The 18,231-nt window shown below is 72.4% G+C and carries 16 protein-coding genes; 7 read left to right on the plus strand and 9 right to left on the minus strand.

What is annotated here, in order from left to right; all coding sequences use genetic code 11:
• Positions 1-98 precede the first annotated feature (98 nt).
• The gene (locus ACWDY5_RS22970) at positions 99-722 is read left to right on the plus strand and encodes a helix-turn-helix transcriptional regulator (RefSeq protein WP_449724220.1); all 624 of its coding nucleotides are present in this window, start codon (positions 99-101) and stop codon (positions 720-722) included.
• 50 nt (positions 723-772) lie between these two features.
• Here ACWDY5_RS22970 and ACWDY5_RS22975 read toward each other — a convergent pair whose 3' ends face one another.
• From ACWDY5_RS22975 to ACWDY5_RS22985, 3 genes are all read right to left on the minus strand, one after another.
• Positions 773-958, minus strand: a complete 186-nt coding sequence (locus ACWDY5_RS22975; RefSeq protein ID WP_252482030.1) for a CsbD family protein — start codon at positions 956-958, stop codon at positions 773-775.
• Positions 959-1,019: 61 nt separating this feature from the next.
• A complete protein-coding gene (locus ACWDY5_RS22980) occupies positions 1,020-1,874 on the minus strand; it encodes an ABC transporter permease (protein WP_449724221.1) in 855 nt (284 codons plus the stop codon).
• Positions 1,871-2,797, minus strand: coding sequence for an ATP-binding cassette domain-containing protein (locus ACWDY5_RS22985; protein ID WP_449724222.1), 927 nt, complete (start codon positions 2,795-2,797; stop codon positions 1,871-1,873). Before ACWDY5_RS22985 ends, ACWDY5_RS22980 begins: the two co-directional genes overlap by 4 nt.
• 110 nt (positions 2,798-2,907) lie before the next feature.
• On the opposite strand from ACWDY5_RS22985, the gene ACWDY5_RS22990 reads away from it, so the two are divergent.
• Positions 2,908-4,035, plus strand: a complete 1,128-nt coding sequence (locus tag ACWDY5_RS22990; protein WP_449724223.1) for a class I SAM-dependent methyltransferase — start codon at positions 2,908-2,910, stop codon at positions 4,033-4,035.
• A gap of 64 nt (positions 4,036-4,099) precedes the next feature.
• Complete coding sequence (locus ACWDY5_RS22995; RefSeq protein WP_449724224.1) at positions 4,100-5,167, plus strand: MsnO8 family LLM class oxidoreductase; 1,068 nt, start codon at positions 4,100-4,102, stop codon at positions 5,165-5,167.
• Here the strand turns inward: ACWDY5_RS22995 and ACWDY5_RS23000 are convergent.
• Both ACWDY5_RS23000 and ACWDY5_RS23005 read right to left on the minus strand, forming a co-directional pair.
• Positions 5,089-5,790 (minus strand): ABC transporter ATP-binding protein, encoded by a 702-nt coding sequence (locus ACWDY5_RS23000; RefSeq protein WP_449724225.1) that lies wholly within the window; start codon positions 5,788-5,790, stop codon positions 5,089-5,091. The two genes, ACWDY5_RS22995 and ACWDY5_RS23000, sit on opposite strands and share 79 nt — an antisense overlap.
• 2 nt (positions 5,791-5,792) lie before the next feature.
• On the minus strand, positions 5,793-6,554 hold the full coding sequence (locus ACWDY5_RS23005; protein WP_449724226.1) for an ABC transporter permease: 762 nt from the start codon (positions 6,552-6,554) through the stop codon (positions 5,793-5,795).
• Between the two features lie 218 nt (positions 6,555-6,772).
• On the opposite strand from ACWDY5_RS23005, the gene ACWDY5_RS23010 reads away from it, so the two are divergent.
• From ACWDY5_RS23010 to ACWDY5_RS23025, 4 genes are all read left to right on the plus strand, one after another.
• Complete coding sequence (locus ACWDY5_RS23010; protein WP_449724227.1) at positions 6,773-7,318, plus strand: RNA polymerase sigma factor; 546 nt, start codon at positions 6,773-6,775, stop codon at positions 7,316-7,318.
• Entirely contained in the window at positions 7,315-8,199 is an 885-nt protein-coding gene (locus tag ACWDY5_RS23015) for a hypothetical protein (RefSeq protein ID WP_449724228.1), read from the plus strand. The genes ACWDY5_RS23010 and ACWDY5_RS23015 overlap by 4 nt, the downstream gene beginning before the upstream one ends.
• Before the next feature lie 113 nt (positions 8,200-8,312).
• Positions 8,313-9,101, plus strand: coding sequence for a hypothetical protein (locus ACWDY5_RS23020; protein WP_449724229.1), 789 nt, complete (start codon positions 8,313-8,315; stop codon positions 9,099-9,101).
• Positions 9,098-10,003, plus strand: coding sequence for an ATP-binding cassette domain-containing protein (locus tag ACWDY5_RS23025; RefSeq protein ID WP_449724230.1), 906 nt, complete (start codon positions 9,098-9,100; stop codon positions 10,001-10,003). Before ACWDY5_RS23020 ends, ACWDY5_RS23025 begins: the two co-directional genes overlap by 4 nt.
• Positions 10,004-10,019: 16 nt before the next feature.
• On the opposite strand, the gene ACWDY5_RS23030 is transcribed toward ACWDY5_RS23025, so the two are convergent.
• The 4 genes from ACWDY5_RS23030 to ACWDY5_RS23045 all read right to left on the minus strand — a co-directional run bounded on the left by ACWDY5_RS23030 (position 10,020) and on the right by ACWDY5_RS23045 (position 18,179).
• A complete protein-coding gene (locus ACWDY5_RS23030) occupies positions 10,020-11,255 on the minus strand; it encodes a cytochrome P450 (protein ID WP_449724231.1) in 1,236 nt (411 codons plus the stop codon).
• A gap of 95 nt (positions 11,256-11,350) precedes the next feature.
• Positions 11,351-12,268, minus strand: a complete 918-nt coding sequence (locus tag ACWDY5_RS23035; protein WP_449724232.1) for a tetrahydrofolate dehydrogenase/cyclohydrolase catalytic domain-containing protein — start codon at positions 12,266-12,268, stop codon at positions 11,351-11,353.
• A 35-nt stretch (positions 12,269-12,303) separates the two neighbouring features.
• Positions 12,304-15,024, minus strand: a complete 2,721-nt coding sequence (locus tag ACWDY5_RS23040; RefSeq protein ID WP_449724233.1) for a beta-ketoacyl synthase N-terminal-like domain-containing protein — start codon at positions 15,022-15,024, stop codon at positions 12,304-12,306.
• Positions 15,021-18,179 carry a non-ribosomal peptide synthetase gene (locus ACWDY5_RS23045; protein WP_449724234.1) on the minus strand — a complete coding sequence of 1,053 codons (3,159 nt, stop codon included), beginning with the start codon at positions 18,177-18,179 and terminating at the stop codon, positions 15,021-15,023. The genes ACWDY5_RS23040 and ACWDY5_RS23045 overlap by 4 nt, the downstream gene beginning before the upstream one ends.
• Positions 18,180-18,231: the final 52 nt, after the last annotated feature.

Here is an 18,231-nt window from a genome sequence, read left to right on the forward strand (position 1 = left end):
ACCCACTTCCGCGGGGACACCGTCAGGTGGCCGATGTCTCCTGCGTCACTCAGGGTGAGGATTGGCGGTGTTGGCCCACCACGTACGGGGAGAACGCAGTGGAAGCAATCCGCGTCGCGGTCTACGCACCAGATCCACTCACCGCCGCCGGCCTCTCCGGCACGCTGCGCGCCTGCGCCGAGATGGCGGTCGAGGAAGGCCTGCAGTCGCCACGCGCCGACGTCCGGGTGGTCGCCGCCGACGCGCTGACCCCCGAGCTGCTCTCGCTGCTGCGCCGGGCGGCCAACAACGGTGGCGTACCGGTTGTACTGGTGGTCAACCAGTTGGAGGAGTCCGAACTGCTCGCGGCGGTGGAATGCCGGGTGGTCGCGGTGCTGCCCAGGGCGGCGGCCACCGGTGACCGGCTGCTGCACGGGGTCCGCGCGGCCGCGGCGGGCGGCGGGGTGCTGCCGCCGGCGATGCTCGGCGAGCTGCTCAAGCACGTGGAGCGACTGCAACGGGAACTGTTGGCGCCCAAGGGCATGAACGCCGCGGGGCTGAGTCCGCGCGAGGTCGACGTGCTGCGGTTGATGGCCGACGGCTGGGACACCGCGGAGATCGCCACCCGGCTCTGCTACTCCGAGCGGACCGTGAAGAACGTGATCTCCGGTGTCACCCAGCGGCTGAAGCTGAAGAACCGGCCGCACGCGGTGGCCTACGCGATGCGCGCCGGGATGATCTGACCCCGGCGCGGCGGGTGATGAGGGCCTCACCCGCCGCCGAGCCGGACGCGTCAGTCCTTGACGATGTTCTTGACCGCGTCCTTCGCCTTCTCCACACCCTGCTTCAGGTCGCCCTTGGCCTGGTCGCCACGGCCCTCGGCCTCCATGCCCTCGTCATCGGTGGCACGGCCGGTGGCTTCCTTGATCTTTCCCTTGACCTGGTCGGCCTTGGCGTCGATCTTGTCTCCGGTGCTCATATGTCAGCTCCCCTGCTAGACAGCGGGTGTACGTGCAGCAGGATGCCCACCCCGGGCCGGTTCAACCCTGGATGTCGCGGCCGCGGGCGAGCCGCAGGCTGAGCCCGAGGAAGACCAGCACGTAGCCGAGGAGCACCAGCACCGCGACCGGCGCGCTGGTCACATCCACCACCAACATCGCCACTCCGCCACTCGAACCCTGTGGCCGCGCGCCCAGTTCCGCCGCGATCGCGCCGCCGCTCGGCCCGATCAGCAGGGTCTGCACCGCCTTGACCGCGGGCAGTGCGAAGGTCAGCCCGTTGACCGCGTTCTCCAGCGCCAGCAACCACACCAGGCCGACGGCCAGGCCGGTGCCGGCGCTGCGGAAGGCCGAGGCGAGGAAGAAGCCGAGCGTCGCGCAGGCCAGGCCGAGCAGCCAGCAGGCGCCGATCCCGGCGAGCACGGTGAGCGGATCGGGGAAGACCACCGGCCCGCTCTCCACCCCGGCCATGACCAGGCGCAGCAACGAGCTGAACACGAAGGTGGCCAGCACGATGCCCAGCACGGCCACCGCCATGGTCAGGAACTTCGCCAGCAGCACCGCCATCCGGCCAGGCCCCTGGGTGAACAGCGGGCCCCAGGTGTGCCACCGGTACTCCCCGCCCATCAGCACCGCGCCCAAGATCACCATGATCGCGCCGCCGAACATCGGGAAGGACATGAGCGTGTTGGCCACCAGGCTTTCCGGCAGCAGGTTGCGCAGCATCGCGCCGGCCTGCTCCGGGTTCGCCGCCGCACTGCCGGACTGGGTGCGGTAGACGATGTAGGGCACGGTGGAGGTGAACAGCAGGGTCTGCGCCAGCCAGCAGCCGCCGAGCAGCCAGGCGGCCGGGCGCCTGCGGATGGCGAGCAGCTCCGAGCGCAGCGCGGCGGTCATGACGGCACCCCCGCCGGCTCCTCGTCCACGGTGAGCTCCAGGAAGACCTCTTCCAGCGAATGGCGCACCGCACGCAGGTGGGTCACCGTCACCTCCGCCAGCACCAGCTCCCGGTTCAGCGCGCCGATGAGCTCCACCGGCGCGCTGACCAGCAGGTCCTCCCCCTCCTGCCGGACAGAGCGGACCGAGGGATGCCGCCGCAGCACCTCGGCCGCGCGCTGCCGGGGACTCGCCGTGATCACCAGTCGCCCAGCGTCCAGCGAGGAGGTGAGTTCGGCGACGCTGCCCTCGGCGATCAGCCGCCCCTGCTGGATCACGCCCACCCGGTCGCACACCTGCTCCACCTCGCCGAGCAGATGACTGGACAGCAGCACCGTGCGTCCGGCCGAGCCGAGCGAGCGGATCAGGTCCCGCATGGCGGCCATGCCCGACGGGTCCATGCCGTTGGTCGGCTCGTCCAGGATCAGCAGTTCGCAGTCCTTCAGCAGCGCCGCCGCGATGCCCAGCCGCTGCTTCATGCCCTGCGAGTAGGCGCGGAACCGGTCACCGCCCCGCTCCGCCAGCTCGACCTGGGTGAGCACCCGCTCCACCCGGGAGTCGGGCATGCCGCAGGACCGGGCCAGCACGCGCAGGTTGTCCCGGCCGGACAGGTGCGGGTAGAAGGCCGGATACTCGATCAGCGCGCCGATCCCGGCCAGCCCGCGCGGATTCCCCGGCGCTTCACCGAGCACGGACGCGTGCCCGGCGGTGGGCCGGATGAGCCCCATCAGCATGCGCATGGTGGTGGTCTTGCCCGCGCCGTTGCGGCCGAGGAACCCGTAGACCTCACCGCGGCGCACCCGCAGGTCCAGATCGACGACGGCGGTCTGTCCGCCCGGATATCGCTTGGTCAGCTTCTCCGTGACAATCGCGTGTTCAGACATGGTTTTCCCCCCTGACTACCAGGCCATGGTACGCACGGTCGCCGTGCCGTTACCGGGAAACGAACCTGCTAGAACTGGGCGGCACACCACGTGATCCAGGGGGGACACAGATGCGCACCGACGTCATGAGACTTGCCGCCGCCGCGGGCGGCCATCCCGACGACCTCGCCGCACTCATCGACGACCTCGGCCCCGGCCGCTGCGCCGAGATCGCCACCGACGAGATCGCCTTCCGCCTCGACCCGCCACGCCTGGACCCCGGCACGGAGATTGAGATCCAGCTGCTGTTCGGCCACCGCGACACCACCACCGCCTGCCTGGTCACGGTCGCCGGCTCCGGCGCCACCCACACCACTGGCCGGTCCGCGACCCCGCACGCCACCATCGGCCAGCAGCTCGGGGAAGTGATCCGTCAGCTCCTCGGCCCCCGCGGCGCGGCCGGTCCGGCCACCCGCCAGGTGGAACTGCGCGACTCCGGCGACATCGCCTCCTTCCGCCGCCCGCCGGTCTGGTTCGCCGTCACCCAGCGCCTTCTGTCCACAATGGACCATCGCGATGAGGTGACGCTGACCGAGCTGGCCAGCCGCTACGAGTCGGACAAGTGGGGCATCCACCGCTACACCCAGCACTACCCGCGCTACTTCGAGCCGTTGCGCGACCGCCCGCTGACCGTCCTGGAGATCGGCATCGGCGGATTCGCCGACCCCGCCGCCGGCGGTTGTTCGCTGCGCATGTGGAAGCACTACTTCCCGCGCGCCACCATCTACGGCGTCGACGTGCACGACAAGACTCCCCATGCGCGCCAACGCATCCACACCCTGCGCGCCGACCAGTCCGACCCCGGGGCGCTGCTGGCGGTGGTGGCCAGGACCGGCCCGCCGGACATCGTGATCGACGACGGCAGCCACCGCGTCGAGGACGTGCTGACCACTTTCCACACGCTGTTCCCGCACCTCCGCGACGGCGGCTACTACGCCATCGAAGACCTGCAAACCTCCTACTGGCCCCGATTCGGCGGCACCAGCGCGGAGCCCGACGCGCCGCACACCAGCCTCGGCTTCCTGAAGTCGCTGGTCGACGGCCTCAACCACGAGGAGATCCTGCCCGGCGGCCGCCGGTCCACGCCGACGGACCAGCAGATCAGGAGCCTGCACTTCCACCACAACCTGGCGGTGATCGAGAAGGGCGTGAACCTGGAGGGCGGGGGACCGGACTGGGTGCGCTTCGGCCCGAAGTGAGCGCGGGCGCGGTGGCCTTGACCACCCATGGGAATCTCCCCGCGCCGCCCGCGTTGTCCCTGGTGTGACGGTACGACTCTCCGTGCTCGACCGGTCGAGCACCAGGCAGGGCCAGAGTGACGCGCGGGCGTTGCGGGACACCGTGCGGTTCGCGCGGCAGGCCGAGGAGCTGGGGTATCACCGGTTCTGGGTTTCCGAGCACCACAGTGTGCCGGGGCTGGCCGGGTCGGCGCCGACGGTGCTGGCCGCGGCGGTGGCGGCGGCCACCGAGCGGATCCGGGTGGGCACCGGCGGGGTGATGCTGCCCAACCACCGGCCGTTGGTGGTGGCCGAGCAGTTCGGGGTGCTGGAGGCGTTGTACCCGGGGCGGATCGACATGGGGCTGGGGCGTTCGGTCGGGTTCACCAACGGGGTGCGGCGGGCACTGGGACAGGACAAGGAGGCCGCGGACGCCTTCGCCGACCAGCTGGGTGAGCTGCTCGGGTACTTCACCGGGGACCAGTCGGCGCACCCCGGCGTGCACGCCCGGCCGGGGGAGGGGATGGCGGTCTCGCCGTTCCTGCTGGCGACCGGGGCGGGGGCGGAGATCGCGGCCGCGTTCGGGCTGCCGCTGGTGGTGGGCGGACCGCGCTCGACCGAGGCGATTGCCCGGTACCGCAACGCTTTCCGGCCTTCGGAGTGGGCGCGGGAGCCGTATGTGGTGGTCGCCGCGACAGTCGCGGTGGCGGAGTCCACCGAGCAGGCCCGGCGGCTGTTGCTGCCCGAGGCGTGGTCCACCGCGCACTCGCGGACCCGGGGAGTGTTCCCGCCGCTGCGCTCGCCGGAGGAGGTGCTGGCCCTGGAGCTGACCGCCCGTGAACGCACGTTGCTGGAGGAGGCGCTGCGCGGGCAGATCCATGGCACCGCGGCGGAGGTGGCGGCCGCGCTGGGCGAGTTGGTGGAACGGACGGGGGCGGACGAGGTGCTGGTGACCATGAGCACCTACGACCGGGCGGACATGCTGGAGTCGTACCGTCAGCTGGCGGAGCTGGCACGGCTCGACGGTCCGGCGGCTCACGGGGCGGACTCGATCAGGCGGAAGAACGCCGACTCGAGGTCGGCGTCCGCGGCGAGGCCGTCCAGCGTGCCCTGATAGCGGATCCGGCCGGAGACCAGCACCGCCACCCGGTCGCAGGTGTGCGCCACCTCGGGCAGCTGGTGGCTGGAGACCAGCACCGCCCGTCCCTGCCCGGCCATGGCACGGATCAGGCCGCGCATGTCCCGGATGCCTACCGGGTCGAGGCCGTTGGCCGGTTCGTCCAGGATCAGCATCGGTGGGTCGCTGAGCAGGGCGATCGCGATGCCCAGGCGCCACCGCATGCCCAGGGAGTAGTTGCCGGCCTTGCGATCGGCGTGCGCGCGCAGGTCCAGCTGATCCAGCACGGCGTCCACCCGGCTCAGCGGCACCCCGCGCAGCTTCGCGTGCGACTCCAGGTGCTGCCTGCCGGTCAGGAACGGCCACAGCCCTGGGTGGTCGAGCAGCACACCGATGTCGCGCAGGTCGCAGCGCCGCCACGGTCTTCCCCGGACCGAGACGCTGCCGCCGTCGGCCCGCCGGAGCCCGGCGATGATGCTGAGCAGCGTGGTCTTGCCCGCGCCGTTCGGTCCGATCAGTCCGGTGACCGCGCCCGCGGGCACCTCGAGGGACACCCCGTGCAGCACCGTCGTGCCGTGGTATGCCTTGACCACGTCCGTGGTCGCCAGAGCCGCGTTCATCCTCAGACCTCCTTGCGCTTCAACACAACGCAGGCCAGCCCCACCGCGACGGCCGCGACCGCCAGGGACAGCCCCATGGCCGCGAACACCGGGCTGACCGCCAGCAGCGGGCTGTCCCTGTCCAGTGGTGTGCCGCTGGAGTGCACCTCGCCGAAGGGCAGCATCGAGCGCAGCGGCCAGCCGAAGGGGTTCAGGTACCAGATCGACTTGTCCCCGGTCAGCGCGCCGGACAGCGCGCCGAGCGCCCCGGCGCCGACCGTCACGGCCAGCCCGCCGGACAGCGACAACAACAGCAGCAGCCCCAGCACGCCGAGGGCGGAGACCCACATCGCGCCCACCGCGGCCCACTCCGGCAGCGGGGCCGGCGCGCCGGTTTCCGTGGCGCCGATCCACAGGGTCAGCGCCAGCACCGCGCTGGCGGCCAGCAGCAGAGCACCCAGCGCGAGGAACTTGCCCAGCACCAGCCTGGCCCGGTCCACCGGCGAAGCCAGCAGGAAGAGCCACGCCTCGCGGTCCTGGTGCACCGACAGCGCGGCCAGCAGGCCGATGAGCACCGGCAGCAGCGTGCCCCAGCCGGTCAGCGTCAGCGAACCGAAGGTCCGCCAGTCCCCGGTCACCGCGGCCCCGATCAGCATCGGCACCGAGACCACCACCGGACTTGTCAGCATCAGCCACGGCAGGATCCCCCGCCGGCACCGGAAGACCTCCACTCCGGTGACGACTCCCAGGCCGACCTCGGCCCGGCGCACCGTCCTGGTTGTCATGTGACCCCCTTCGAGTGAGCAGCGTTGCTCGCACCCCGTACGTAGCGGCGGGGCGGCGGAAGGTTCACCGCGGGAACCAGGCGGTCGCTGATTTGACCGTCGCCCGCGTGGTGCCGGACGCTCTTCGGCGGGGAGTGCGGGCGCCTGGTCGCGGGGCGCGGAGGCCGGTTCGCGAACTCGAGTGAACCGCGGAGACAGGGATTGCTACGTACCTGGCGATGGACAGTGACGAGACGCTGCTGACAGCCGTGGCAGCCGGAGACGACAGCGCGCTGCGCGTGCTGTACGAGCGGCATGCCACCGGTCTGCTGCGGCTGCTCCGGCGGCTGACCGCGGACGCCAGGCTGGCCGAGGACCTGTTGCAGGAGACCTGGCTCGCGGTGTGGCAGTCCGCCGGCGGGTTCCGCGGCGAGTCCTCGGCGCGGGGCTGGCTGTTCGGGGTGGCGCGGCGGCAGGCGCACAACCGGCTGCGGCGGCGCGAGGCCGAGTCGGTGCCGCTGGAGGACGCGCCGGACCCGCCGGATCCCTCGGGGGACGTGGAGGCCGCGGTGCTGGCCGAGGCCGGGCGCCGGGAGGTCATGGCGGCGATCGACTCGCTGTCGGCCCCGCTGGCCGAGGTGGTGCAGCTGGCGCTGGTGGAGGAGCTGGGCTATCAGGACATCTCGGCGGTGCTCGGGGTGCCGGTCGGCACGGTGAAGAGCCGGATGTCGGCCGCGCGCGGGCAGCTGTCGGAGATCCTGACCAGGAAGGCGGTGCGCAGATGAGCCACCTCAGCGAGGAGCAGCTGCGGGCGGCGGTGCTCTCGGAGTCCGCCCGCGCGCACCTGGAGGACTGCGCGGTGTGCGAGCTGCGGGCCGCCGGGCTGGGCGAGGTGGTCGCCGCCGCGATGGGCCTGGACCGCGACCGGCTGGGACCGGTGCGCGCCCCGGACTTCGACCGGCTGCTGGGGCCGGTGCTGGCCGAACCGCCGGTCGAACCGGCTGCCTCGTGGCGCGACTCCTTGTCCCTGGCCGGCCAGCTGCTGCGGTGGCAGTGGCGGCTGCTGCCGAGAGCGCTGGTGCTGGCTGGGGTGGCCGGTTTCGCGGCGGTGGTCGCGGTGGTCCTCGGGTTGCCCGGCCAGTCTGGCGGTGGCGGGGTGTTCGGCGCGATGGTGAGCCTGCTCCTGCTGCTCGGCGTGGTGTGGGGGTGCGAACCGGAGCGCGGTCGCCGGAGCGAGCTGGCGCTGACGCTGCCGGTCTCGCCCGCGATGGTGTTCCTGGCCCGGCTCACCCTGGTGCTCGGGCTCGGCCTGGCGCTGGCCGTGGCGGGCTCGGCGGTCGTGTGGGCGGCGGGCTCGCCGAGCACCCTGCCCGGTCTGGTGGCGAGCTGGCTTGGTCCGTCGCTGCTGTCCGCGGCGGTGGCGACCGTGCTCGCGGTGTGGCGGGCGCCGTGGCCGGGCCTGACCGGCGGGGTGCTGGTGTGGGCCGCGGGCTGGCTGGTGACCAGGGGTGCCGCACTGCACCCGGAGGCCGGGCTCGCGGCGGCGCTGCGCCTGGTCTGGCCGACCACGCCGGTGACCATGGCGGTGGCGGTCGCGTTGTTCGCGCTCGCGGTGCGGATGGCCGCGCGAGCGGGCCGGGAACCGCGGGTGGCGGGCGCGGTATGAGGTGGCGGTACGAGATCAGGCGCGGCCGGCACCGGGTACGCGCTGCTCGCCTCGCCTGGCGGGGTGCCCGCGCTGCTGCTCGGCGGTGGACTGCCGATCGGCGGTGCGCCGCGGTGAGCCTGGCCCTGCGCGGCGGCTTTCGGTACGAGCTGCGGATGACCGCGCGCAGCAGGCTGCTCTGGGTGGCCCTCGGCGGGGTCACGCTGGTGCTGGCGGTCACCGCGCTGGCCTCGGTCCGCATGTCCTACGGCCTCGCCGGGCCGAGGGTGGTGCTCGGCGAGTGGGCGCTGACGCTGAACCTGCTGACCCCGCTGGTGATCGCGTTCGCCCTGGCCGACCGGCTGGTGCGGGCCAGGGAAGCCGCGGGCCAGGCCGACCTGTTCGCCACCACACCGGCCGGTCCGGGCATCCGGCTGCTGGGCACGCTCGGTGGTGCGCTCAGTGTCGCGCTGGCCCCGGTGACCGCCCTGCTGCTTGTGGTCGGTCTGGTGCTGGCCGTCCGGCACGCCGATCCGGCCGCCGTGGGCTGGGCGGTGCTGGCCTGCCTGACCGTGGTGTACCCGGCGACGGTGCTGCTCACCGCGTTCGCCGCCACGCTGGCGCTGGTGCTGCGCGCGCCGGTCGCCCGGCTGGCCACGGTCGCGGTGTGGCTGTGGGCGATTGCCTGGAACCCGCGGCTGTTTCCCGGGCCGTCGATCACCGGCACGGTGTTGTCACCGGCGGGGGACTACGTGGTTGGCGGCTTGTTCGGCGCGCGCGTGATGTGGGCGGGGCAGGGACAGCCCGCCGGGCTGGCGCCGCCGGTGACCGGGCAGAGCGCGCTGCTCAACCTGGCCCTGCTGCTGGCGATGGCCGGGACGCTGCTCGTGCTGGCCAGGTTCCTGGTGGCGGGCCGACGATGAACCGAGGGGAGCCGGCCATGGTCCGGATCGAGGTCCGGCAGCTGACCAAGGTCTACCGGGGCGGTCACCGGGCGCTGGCGGAGGTCGACCTGACCCTGCCGGGTGGCGTGGTCGGCCTGGTCGGCGCCAACGGCGCCGGCAAGACCACGCTGGTGCGCACGCTGACCGGGCTGCTGGCGCCGACCAGCGGATCGGTGCGCGTCGGCGGCCACGACCTGGACCGGCCCTCGGGCAGGCAGCGGCTGCGGAAGCTGCTGGGCTACTTGCCGCAGGAGTTCGACCCGTACCCGGACCTGACCGGCCGGGAGTTCCTGGACTACCTGGCCCTGCTCAAACGGATCGAGAGCCGCCGGGCCCGCGCGGAGGAGATCGAGCGCCTGCTGGCACAGACCGCGCTGACCGGGATCGCCGATGAGCGGATCGGCCGGTACTCCACCGGGGCCAAACGCAGGCTGGGCATCGCGCAGGCGCTGCTCGGCGAGCCCCGGCTGCTGGTGGTGGACGAGCCCACCGCCAACCTGGACCCGGAGGAGCGCATGCGGTTCCGGACCCTGCTCGGCGGTCTCGGCGGCCGCACCGTGCTGCTGGCCACGCACATCCTCGGCGACGTGGCCCAGACCTGCGCCGAGACGGTGGTGCTGGCCCAGGGCCGGGTGGCCTACCACGGCGCCACCCGGGACCTGACCGAGGCGGCCCGCGGCCGGACCTACACGATCACCGCCGACCAGCCCCCGGACCCGGCGGCCGGCGTGGTGGTCAACGCCTGGGCCGCCGAAGGGGGTATGCGCTACCGGATCGCCGGTGGGTCGCCGCCGGCCGGGGTGCCGGTGGACGAACCGACGCTGGAGGACGGGTATGCGGCGCTGATGCATTCGGTGCGGGGCGGTGACCACCATCGCTAGCGGCTCGCCAACCGGTTCAGGCCGTTTCCGTCCAGGTGACCGGAAGTTCGTGCACGCCGTAGATCCGCATGTTGGTGCGCAGCTTCACCTCGCTGGCCGGGATAGCCAGCTGGATGGTCGGGAAGCGGCGCAGCAGGCCCGCGAAACCGGCGCGCATCTCGATGCGGGCCAGCTGCTGGCCGAGGCACTGGTGGATGCCGTGGCCGAAGGACAGGTGGCCGCGGGCGTTGCGGTGGATGTCCAGGGTGGCGGGGTCCTCGAAGCGGTGGGGGTCGTGGTTGGCGGTGAGCAGGGAGACCACGACGGTGGCGCCCTGGGGGATGGTCTCGCCGCCGAGTTCGAGGTCCTCGGTGGCGTAGCGGTAGAAGATGTCGGCGATGGACAGGTAGCGCAGGAGCTCCTCGACCGCGCCGGGCAGCAGGTCCGGGTTCGCGCGCAGCTCGGCCAGCTGGTCGGGGTGTTCCACGAGCGCGAAAGTGCCCAGTGCCAACATGTTCGCGGTGGTCTCGTGACCGGCGAGCAGCAGCAGGAAGCCGATGCCGGTCAGCTCCTCGATGCTCAGGTCCTCCTGGCGGGCCAGGTCGGAGAGGATGTCCTCGCCCGGCTCGGCGCGTTTGCCGGTGACCAGGGCGGCGAGGTAGCCGGCCAGGGCGCCGTAGGCGGCCATCTTCTCCTCGATGGTCAGGCTCATGTCCAGGAACCTGGTGGAGTTGGCCTGGAAGTCCGCGCGGTCAGCGTAGGGGACGCCGAGCAGTTCGCAGATCACCAGCGAGGGCACCGGCAGCGTGAACTCCTTGACCAGGTCGACCGGCGGGGTCAGCCGGGCCAGCTCGTCCAGCTGCCGTTCGACGATCTCGTTGATGTGCTCTTCCAGCTGCCGCATGCGTTTGACGGTGAAGGCGCCGGTGAGCTTGCGCCGCAGCCGGGTGTGGTCAGGCGGGTCCATGGCGATGAACAGGCCGGGCACCTGCGGCGATGGTTCGGTGACCACGGGCATGCCGGGGACCACGTACGGCTCGTGCACGACGCCGAGGTCCTGCCGGGAGCTGAACCGGGTGTCGGCCATGACCTGGCGGACCTCGTCGTAGCCGGTGACGATCCAGCCCTCGTGCCCGTCGGGGAAGACCAGCGGGCTGACCGGCCGGGTCTCCCGCATCCGCGTGATGTGGCTGGGCGGCACGAAGGGACCAGCGTCGCGGTCGGTGGGCAGGCTGCGTGGGGTGGCGTCGGTGTGCGTCGTCGGGTTCGGCATGGGACCAGCCTCCAACCTTGACGCACCGTCAGGGTCAAGCCCTTGGCCAGGGCCGGCACGTGCCCACGCGTGCCGGCCCCGGCCGCCCTCGGCGGTCAGCGGCTCCTGCGGTCGATGGTGGCGGTGACGATCTGGTCCACCAGCGCGCCGATCATGACCGGGCCCGCGCCGCCGATGGCGGGCACGATGGTGGCCGCGACCTCGGCCACCGACTCGTGGTGCACGCCGCCGACCAGGTGCGCCACCCGGCCCGCGGGGTCCTTCTCGCTGGCGCGCCAGCCGAGGAAGGTGCGGATGAAGTCGATCACCGTCGCGCCCGGCTTGACCCAGTCGGCGGTGACGATCTCCGGTCGCTGCACCGAGACCACGAGCAGGTCGGCGGTGCTGGTGATCTCCGCGGCGCGCGGATGGGTCACCGGGACGGAGGTGCCTGCGGTGTCCGGGGGCAGGGCGGCGAAGGCGGCGACCCTGGCCACCATCTTGGCCACCGGGTTGGTCTCGGTGATGTCCGGGTCGGTGAGCACCACCACCTGGCCGCCGGAGGGGTCGAAGTCCAGCTCGTTGAGCACGTGCGCGACCGCGGTGGGCACCACCGGGATGCGGGTCGGCGGGCGGTCGCTGAGCGGGTTGAGCCGGATCACGTGCTCCAGGTGCAGGCCCTCGGCCTCCTTGACCGGGTCGATGGCGGCCAGCACCGAACGGATGTCCAGCTGTGGCGGCAACGGGATCAGCACCTGCACCACGTCGATCTCGTCGTCCTGGTTGAGCCTGCCGATGAGCTGCTGGATCTGGCCGGGCGTGGTGTCGCGGGCCAGCTCGAACGGCCGGACGTCAAAACCGGCCCCGGTGAACACCTTGTGGTGCAACCGGAAGTCCAGCGGCGTCATCGGGTCCTCGTTGTCGACCATGATCAGCGCGACCACCGGGATCACGCCGGCGTCGCTGGCGTGCTTGGCCGCCTGGGTCACCAGGTCACGGCGCAACGCGTGGCCGGTGACAATACGTGCGGACAACGTCGGTCCTCCTTGCTGGTAAAGGGAAATGCTTGTCACCGGGCGCTCGGGGTGTCCCGCAGCGCGCCGTCGAGGACCTTGCCGAGCACGGCGGCGTGGTCCGGGTTCCTGATCATCGAGTAGTGGTCGCCGGGGGTGGGCAGCACGTGCAGCCTGCCCTCGGTGTGCTTGGCCCACAGGCCCTTGTCCACCGTGCCCATGTCCAAAGTGGACATGATCTCGGCGTTCTCCGGTGCCTCGGCGCGGATCTGGGTGATGTCGGCGGCCAGCCGGTGGTCGGGGTACCAGCGTTTGAGCGCGCGGTGGTTGTCCCGCCAGATCCGGAAGAACTTGGCCAGCTCCGCCCGCACGGCAGGCGACCAGGTGCCGTCGTCGCAGCAGGCCAGGACCTCCTCCACGGTGCTCGCCGAGGTGGCGGGCAGGACGGTGCCGGGGAACAGCTCGGTGAGCAGGGTGCCGAAGGCGGCCAGGAAGTCCCGGTCCTCGGTGTCCCCGCCCAGGTAGGCCTCTGGCGGGTGCGAGTCGAGCATGATCAGCCGGTCCACCCGCTCGCCCGCGCGTTCCAGCTCGGTGGCCATCTCGAAGGCCACGCTGCCGCCGAAGGAGTAGCCGACGATGGTGTACGGCCCCGCCGGCTGCACCTCGCGCACCAGCCCGGTGTAGAGCGCGGCCAGCCCCCGGATGGTGGCGAACTCCGCGGCCCGCTCGACCGGATAACCCAGTGCCCACAGCGTGCGTTCCTCGCCGAGGTGCCTGCTGAGGTCGAGGTAGCTGGTGGTGCTGCCACCGGCCGGCGGCACCAGGAACACGTGGCCCGGCGCGGTTCCGGCGCGCAGCTCGGTCAGCAGGTGCCGGTGCCCGGTGTCGGCGGCCCCGGCGGCCAGTTCGCTCAGGTGCGCCACCACCTCCTCGACGGTGCGCAGGCCGTCGAAGGACTCGAAGGTCAGTGGCAGGCCGGTGTCCTCGCGCAGCAGCGTGACCAGCTCCACGGCGGCCATCGAGTCCAGGCCGATCTCGTAGAGGTCGTCGCCGGGCGTCAGTTCGGGGTTACGCAGGAAGGTCGCGGTGCGCTGGCGGACCTGCTCGGCCAGACCGGCCGCCGCGGTGTGCGCGGGCGCGACGTCGATCCAGTGCCGCTGCCCGCGCAACGGGTGGCCGGGCAATGGAATCCGTCGGGCCACCGAGAAGTCGTCCGGATCGCCGGTGGGGGCGGTGGCCGGATCACCTTGTCCGGCAAGGTGATCGGCCAGCGCCTGGCGCAGCTCCGCGACCGAGCGCACCCGCCAGGCGGCCTGGGCGGCGAAGGGCGCGCGGCCGTTGGCCAGGGTGAAGGCGAGGTCGTCCAGCCGGACCTCGCGGCGCGCCAGGTGCTCGTGCAGGTCGCGGATCTGCTCCTCCAGGGCGGTGCGGTCGCGGGCACTGAGCTGAACGCGGTAGGAGGGTCCCGGCGGCGCGGGCCGGTCGGGTTCGGCGGCCGCGGTGAGCACAACGTGCGCGTTGGTGCCGCCCAGGCCGAAGGAGCTGACCGCGGCCGCCCGCACCGGCTGCTCCGGGCGGACCGATGAGGTGGGAATCCGGTACGCGGCAAGCTGATCGGCGATGTGCGCGTTGGGCGCGGTGTAGCCGACCTGCGCCGGAATCCGTTGCTCCCGCAGCACCAGCACGGTCTTGATCAGCCCGGTGACCCCGGCCGCCACGTCCAGGTGCCCGAGGTTGGCCTTGACGCTGCCCAGGTAGCGGCCAGGCTCCGCGCCCAGGGCCTCGGTCAGCGCGCGGACCTCGATCGGGTCGCCCAGGGCGGTGCCGGTGCCGTGCGCCTCCACATAGCCGATCTGTGCGGCCGGGACGCCGGAGACGGCCAGCGCGTCCCGGATCACCTCGGTCTGACCGGCCGCGCTGGGCGCGGTGAACCCGGCCTTGTCCCTGCCGTCGTTGTTGACCGCGCTGCCCCTGATCACCGCGTCCACCCGGTCCTGGCCGGTGACCGCGTCGGCCAGGCGGCGCAGCACGACCACGCCGCAGCCGCTGCCGCGCACGGTGCCCGCGGCCTCGGCGTCGAAGACCCGGCACTGCCCGTCGGGGGAGAAGATCCCGCCCTCCCGGTGCAGGTAGCCGGTGTGCTGCGGCACCGCCACGCTCACCCCGCCGACCAGCGCCAGGTCGCACTCGAAGGCCAGCAGCGACTCCACCGCCAGGTGCACGGCCACCAGCGAGGAGGAGCAGGCGGTCTGCACCGTCACCGCGGGCCCGGTCAGCCCGAGCCGGTAGGCGGCCCGGGTGCACAGGTAGTCCTTGTCGTTGCCCAGCAGCACCGGATAGCTGATGCCGTCCTCGGGCAGCTCCGCCTGGCCGGCGACCACGTTGAGCAGGTAGGTGCTCAGTCCGGTCGCGCCGAACACCCCGATCCGCCCGGCAAAACCGCCGGGGTCGTGCCCGGCGTCCTCCAGTGCGCGCCAGCAGGTCTCCAGGAAGATCCGGTGCTGCGGGTCGATCAGCCGGGCCTCGTGCGCCGGGATGCCGAAGAACTCCGCGTCGAAGAGGTCGATCCCGGCCAGGTCTGCGCCGAAGGGCCGGTAGGAAGGGTTGCGGCGCAACGACTCCGGCACCCCGGCCGCGGTCAGCTCCGTCTCCTCGAAGCGGCGGATGGCCCGCTGGCCGGCCAGCAGGTTGTCCCACAGCTCGGCCACCGAGTCCGCCGCCGGGAACCGCCCGGCCATGCCGATGACCGCGATCCCGTCCTGTTCGCTGGTGCTCATCCGGCGGTCTCCTCCCTGCTCAGCCCGCCGCGGTGGGCGCGGGCGACCGGCTGCCGGACGGGCCTGGCCCTGCGGTTTCCTGGCCTGCCGGGGCGCAGCGGCGCGTCCGGGGCGTGGCCCAGCCTGGCGGCGAGCAGCCGGGGGGTCGGGTACTGGAAGAGGTCCACGATGTCGAGGTCCGCGCCGTGCTCGGCGGTCAGCCGCCGGTGTGCCCGTACCAGGTGCATGGAGGTGCCGCCGACCTCGAAGAAGCTGTCGTCGGGGCCGACCGTCTCGATGCCGATGACCTCGGCCCAGATGGCCGCCACCGCCCGCCACCCGCCGGGGCCGTCCTCGGCGACCGCCGGTCGCGGGCCTGGGGATCCGGGTTTGGGCAGGGCGGCGGTGTCCACCTTGCCGTTGACGGTCAGCGGCAGCGTTTCCACCCGCACGAACGCCTGCGGCAGCAGGTAGGCGGGCAGCTTGCCGGTCAGCGCGCCGCGCAGCTCGGCGTCGGCGGGGGCCTCGCTTTCGGGCACCAGCCAGGCGGTCAGCAGCGGCTCGCCGCCCTCGGGCAGGTGCACGCCGACGTGGGCCTGCGCGATGCCGGGCACCGTGGCCAGCGCGTGCTCCACCTCGCCGGGCTCGATCCGGTAGCCGCGCAGCTGCACCTGCCGGTCCACCCGGTCCAGGTAGACCAGGTCGCCCTGCTCGGTGACGTAGCCGCGGTCGCCGGAGCGGTAGACCCGCCCGTACCGGGTGTCCGCCGGGAAGCGTTCGGCGGTGAGCTCTGGGTTGCCGAAGTAGCCCTGCGCGACCCCGTCCCCGGCGACCAGGATCTCCCCGGCCACGCCGATCGGGCACGGGTTGAGGTCGCGGTCCACCACGTGCAACCGCAGGTGCGCCAACGGTTTCCCGATCACGCTGCGCTGCTCCTCGGCCACCAGCTCCGGGGTGATCTCGAAGAAGGTGGTGTGCACGGTGGACTCGGTGATCCCGTACATGTTCACCAGCCGGGCCCGTTCGCCGACCAGCCGCAGCCACGGCCGCAGCGACTCGAACCGCAGCGCCTCGCCGCCGAAGACCACCCAGCGCACCGCCAGCCGCGCGGCGGTGGCCTCATCGAGCATGTCGGTGAGCCTGCGGAAGGCCGAGGGCGTCTGGTTCAGCACGGTGACACCGGTGTCGGCCAGCAGGTGCGCGAAGTCCACCGGTGAGCGCAGTGCCCGCTCCGCCGGGATGATGAGTTTTCCGCCGTGCAGCAAGGCGCCGAGCATCTCCCACACCGAGAAGTCGAAGGCGTAGGAGTGGAACAGGCACCACACGTCGTCCTGGCCGAAGTCGTAGTGCCCGGCCGCGGCGGTGAACAGCGCGGTGAGGTTGCCGTGGGAGACCCGCACGCCCTTGGGCACCCCGGTCGAGCCGGAGGTGAAGATCAGGTAGGCCAGGTCCTCGGGCGCGGGCGGCCGCGAGCTGGCGGTTCCGTTGCAGGACAACAGGTCTTCCGGTCGGTGCCGGGAGCTCACCCGCGCCGAGGGCAGCGCGGTCTCCTCGGCGATCAGCGAGATCGCCTCGAACTGGCCGAGGATGTGCGCGACCCGCTCCGGCGGCGCGGCCGGGTCGATCGGCACATAGGCCCGGCCCGCGCGCAACACGCCCAGCAGCACCGCGATCAGCTCGCGCCGGGGCCGCATGGCGACCGCCACGTGTGGCCCGTGGCCGCCGTCGGTCAGCGCCGCGGCCACCCGGGAGACCGCCGCGTCCAGCTCGGCGTAGGTCCACTCGCCCGCCGGGTCGGCCAGCGCGACGCGGTCGGCGTGCTGCCGCGCGGTGGCGGTGAACCACTCGTCGACCGACCCCGGCGACTGCCCGGGTCGGTAGTCGTTGACCAGGCGGTCGATCCGCGCCTCGGCCTGCTCGCCGAGCACCCGCAGCCCGGACAGCGGGGCCAGCGGATCGGCCAGCGCCGCGCCCAGCACCTCGGTGATCATGGCCAGCGGGTCGGCGGCGGCGAAGCGCTCCGCGTACTCGATGCTCACCACGAAGTTCTCGTCGGTCTCGCGCAGGGTGGCCGAGAGCGGATAGCGCACCAGGCTCCTCGGCACGAACAGCGTCTCGGTCGCACAACCGGGCAGTTCGAGCGGGAAAGCCTTGCGGTAGTAGGTGATCGCGTTGTCCGGGTGCCAGGCCCCCCGGCCGCCCAGCACGTCCGCGGCCCGCTCGTTGAAGTCGAAGAACCGGTGCTTGAGCATGGTGCGCAGCCGGGTGTTGATGGTGGCGCACAGCGCGTCGAAGGTCGGCGTCTCGGTCAGGTTCAGCGCCAGCGGCAGCGTGTTGATGAAGTAGCCCAGCGCGAACATCTGCTTCCAGTCCCTGCGGGTGGCCATCGGCACCCCGACCGCCACCTCCGGCCGCCCCGCGAGACTGGCCAGCGTCAGCGCGTAGGCGGCCAGGAAAACGGTGTAGGGCCCGTTCTCCTTGACGAACTCGCTCTCCCGCAGCACCCGGTCCAGGCTGTCCGGCAGGCTCTCCTGGCGGCACACCCCCGGCATCGCCCCACCGCGTTGCCGTTGCACCGCAAGGCCTTCGTGGTCCAGCCGGGGCATGCCGCGCAGCATCTCGGCGAAGGCCTCCACCGCGGCGTCCTGGCGCTTGGGGCTGAGCTGGTCCACCGGCAGGTAGGTGAGGTTGGCCAGGTACTCCTCCACCGGCTCCTCGTTGTACAGCTTGGTGGCCAGGTCGACCAGGTTGAACATGGTGACCGCGTCGCCGACCAGGTGCGAGCAGACCATGGCCAGGTAGGCGTGCTCGCGGCCCTGGTAGAGCGCGAGGTGGTAGAGCGGCCACTCTTCTGGCGGCCGCGGCCGCTCGCCCTCCAGCCGGACCTGCTCGACCACCCAGGCCTGCTCCTCGGCGGTCTCCGGCACGGCCACGATCGGCACCACCGGCTTGCCGGGGTGCCGGTGGGCCTTGTCGCCGTCGGCGTCGAGGTGGAAGACGAGGTTGAGCCCGGTGCTGCCGGTGAGCACGAACTCCAGTGCGTCCCGCAGCCGCGGCAGGTCGACCTGTCCCCGGATGAGCTCCAGGTGCACCATGGTGAACGAGGTGTCCGCCGGGAACATCCGGTGGTAGAGCAGCATGTCGCGTTGTGGTGCGGTGAGCGTGACCTCGTCCACGGCTGTCGTTCTCCTTGCTCGGCTCGGCGGGCTGAGGCAAGAGAATCCGATC

It is taken from the genome of Crossiella sp. NPDC003009 (assembly GCF_053591555.1).

Excerpts from the sequence above, each read along its gene's own strand:
- ACWDY5_RS22975 (WP_252482030.1), bottom strand. The coding sequence starts at position 958 with ATGAGCACCGGAGACAAGATCGACGCCAAGGCCGACCAGGTCAAGGGA.
- ACWDY5_RS22980 (WP_449724221.1), bottom strand. The coding sequence starts at position 1,874 with ATGACCGCCGCGCTGCGCTCGGAGCTGCTCGCCATCCGCAGGCGCCCG.
- ACWDY5_RS22985 (WP_449724222.1), bottom strand. The coding sequence starts at position 2,797 with ATGTCTGAACACGCGATTGTCACGGAGAAGCTGACCAAGCGATATCCG.
- ACWDY5_RS22990 (WP_449724223.1), top strand. The coding sequence starts at position 2,908 with ATGCGCACCGACGTCATGAGACTTGCCGCCGCCGCGGGCGGCCATCCC.
- ACWDY5_RS23000 (WP_449724225.1), bottom strand. The coding sequence starts at position 5,790 with ATGAACGCGGCTCTGGCGACCACGGACGTGGTCAAGGCATACCACGGC.
- ACWDY5_RS23005 (WP_449724226.1), bottom strand. The coding sequence starts at position 6,554 with ATGACAACCAGGACGGTGCGCCGGGCCGAGGTCGGCCTGGGAGTCGTC.
- ACWDY5_RS23010 (WP_449724227.1), top strand. The coding sequence starts at position 6,773 with ATGGACAGTGACGAGACGCTGCTGACAGCCGTGGCAGCCGGAGACGAC.
- ACWDY5_RS23015 (WP_449724228.1), top strand. The coding sequence starts at position 7,315 with ATGAGCCACCTCAGCGAGGAGCAGCTGCGGGCGGCGGTGCTCTCGGAG.
- ACWDY5_RS23025 (WP_449724230.1), top strand. The coding sequence starts at position 9,098 with ATGAACCGAGGGGAGCCGGCCATGGTCCGGATCGAGGTCCGGCAGCTG.
- ACWDY5_RS23030 (WP_449724231.1), bottom strand. The coding sequence starts at position 11,255 with ATGCCGAACCCGACGACGCACACCGACGCCACCCCACGCAGCCTGCCC.
- ACWDY5_RS23040 (WP_449724233.1), bottom strand. The coding sequence starts at position 15,024 with ATGAGCACCAGCGAACAGGACGGGATCGCGGTCATCGGCATGGCCGGG.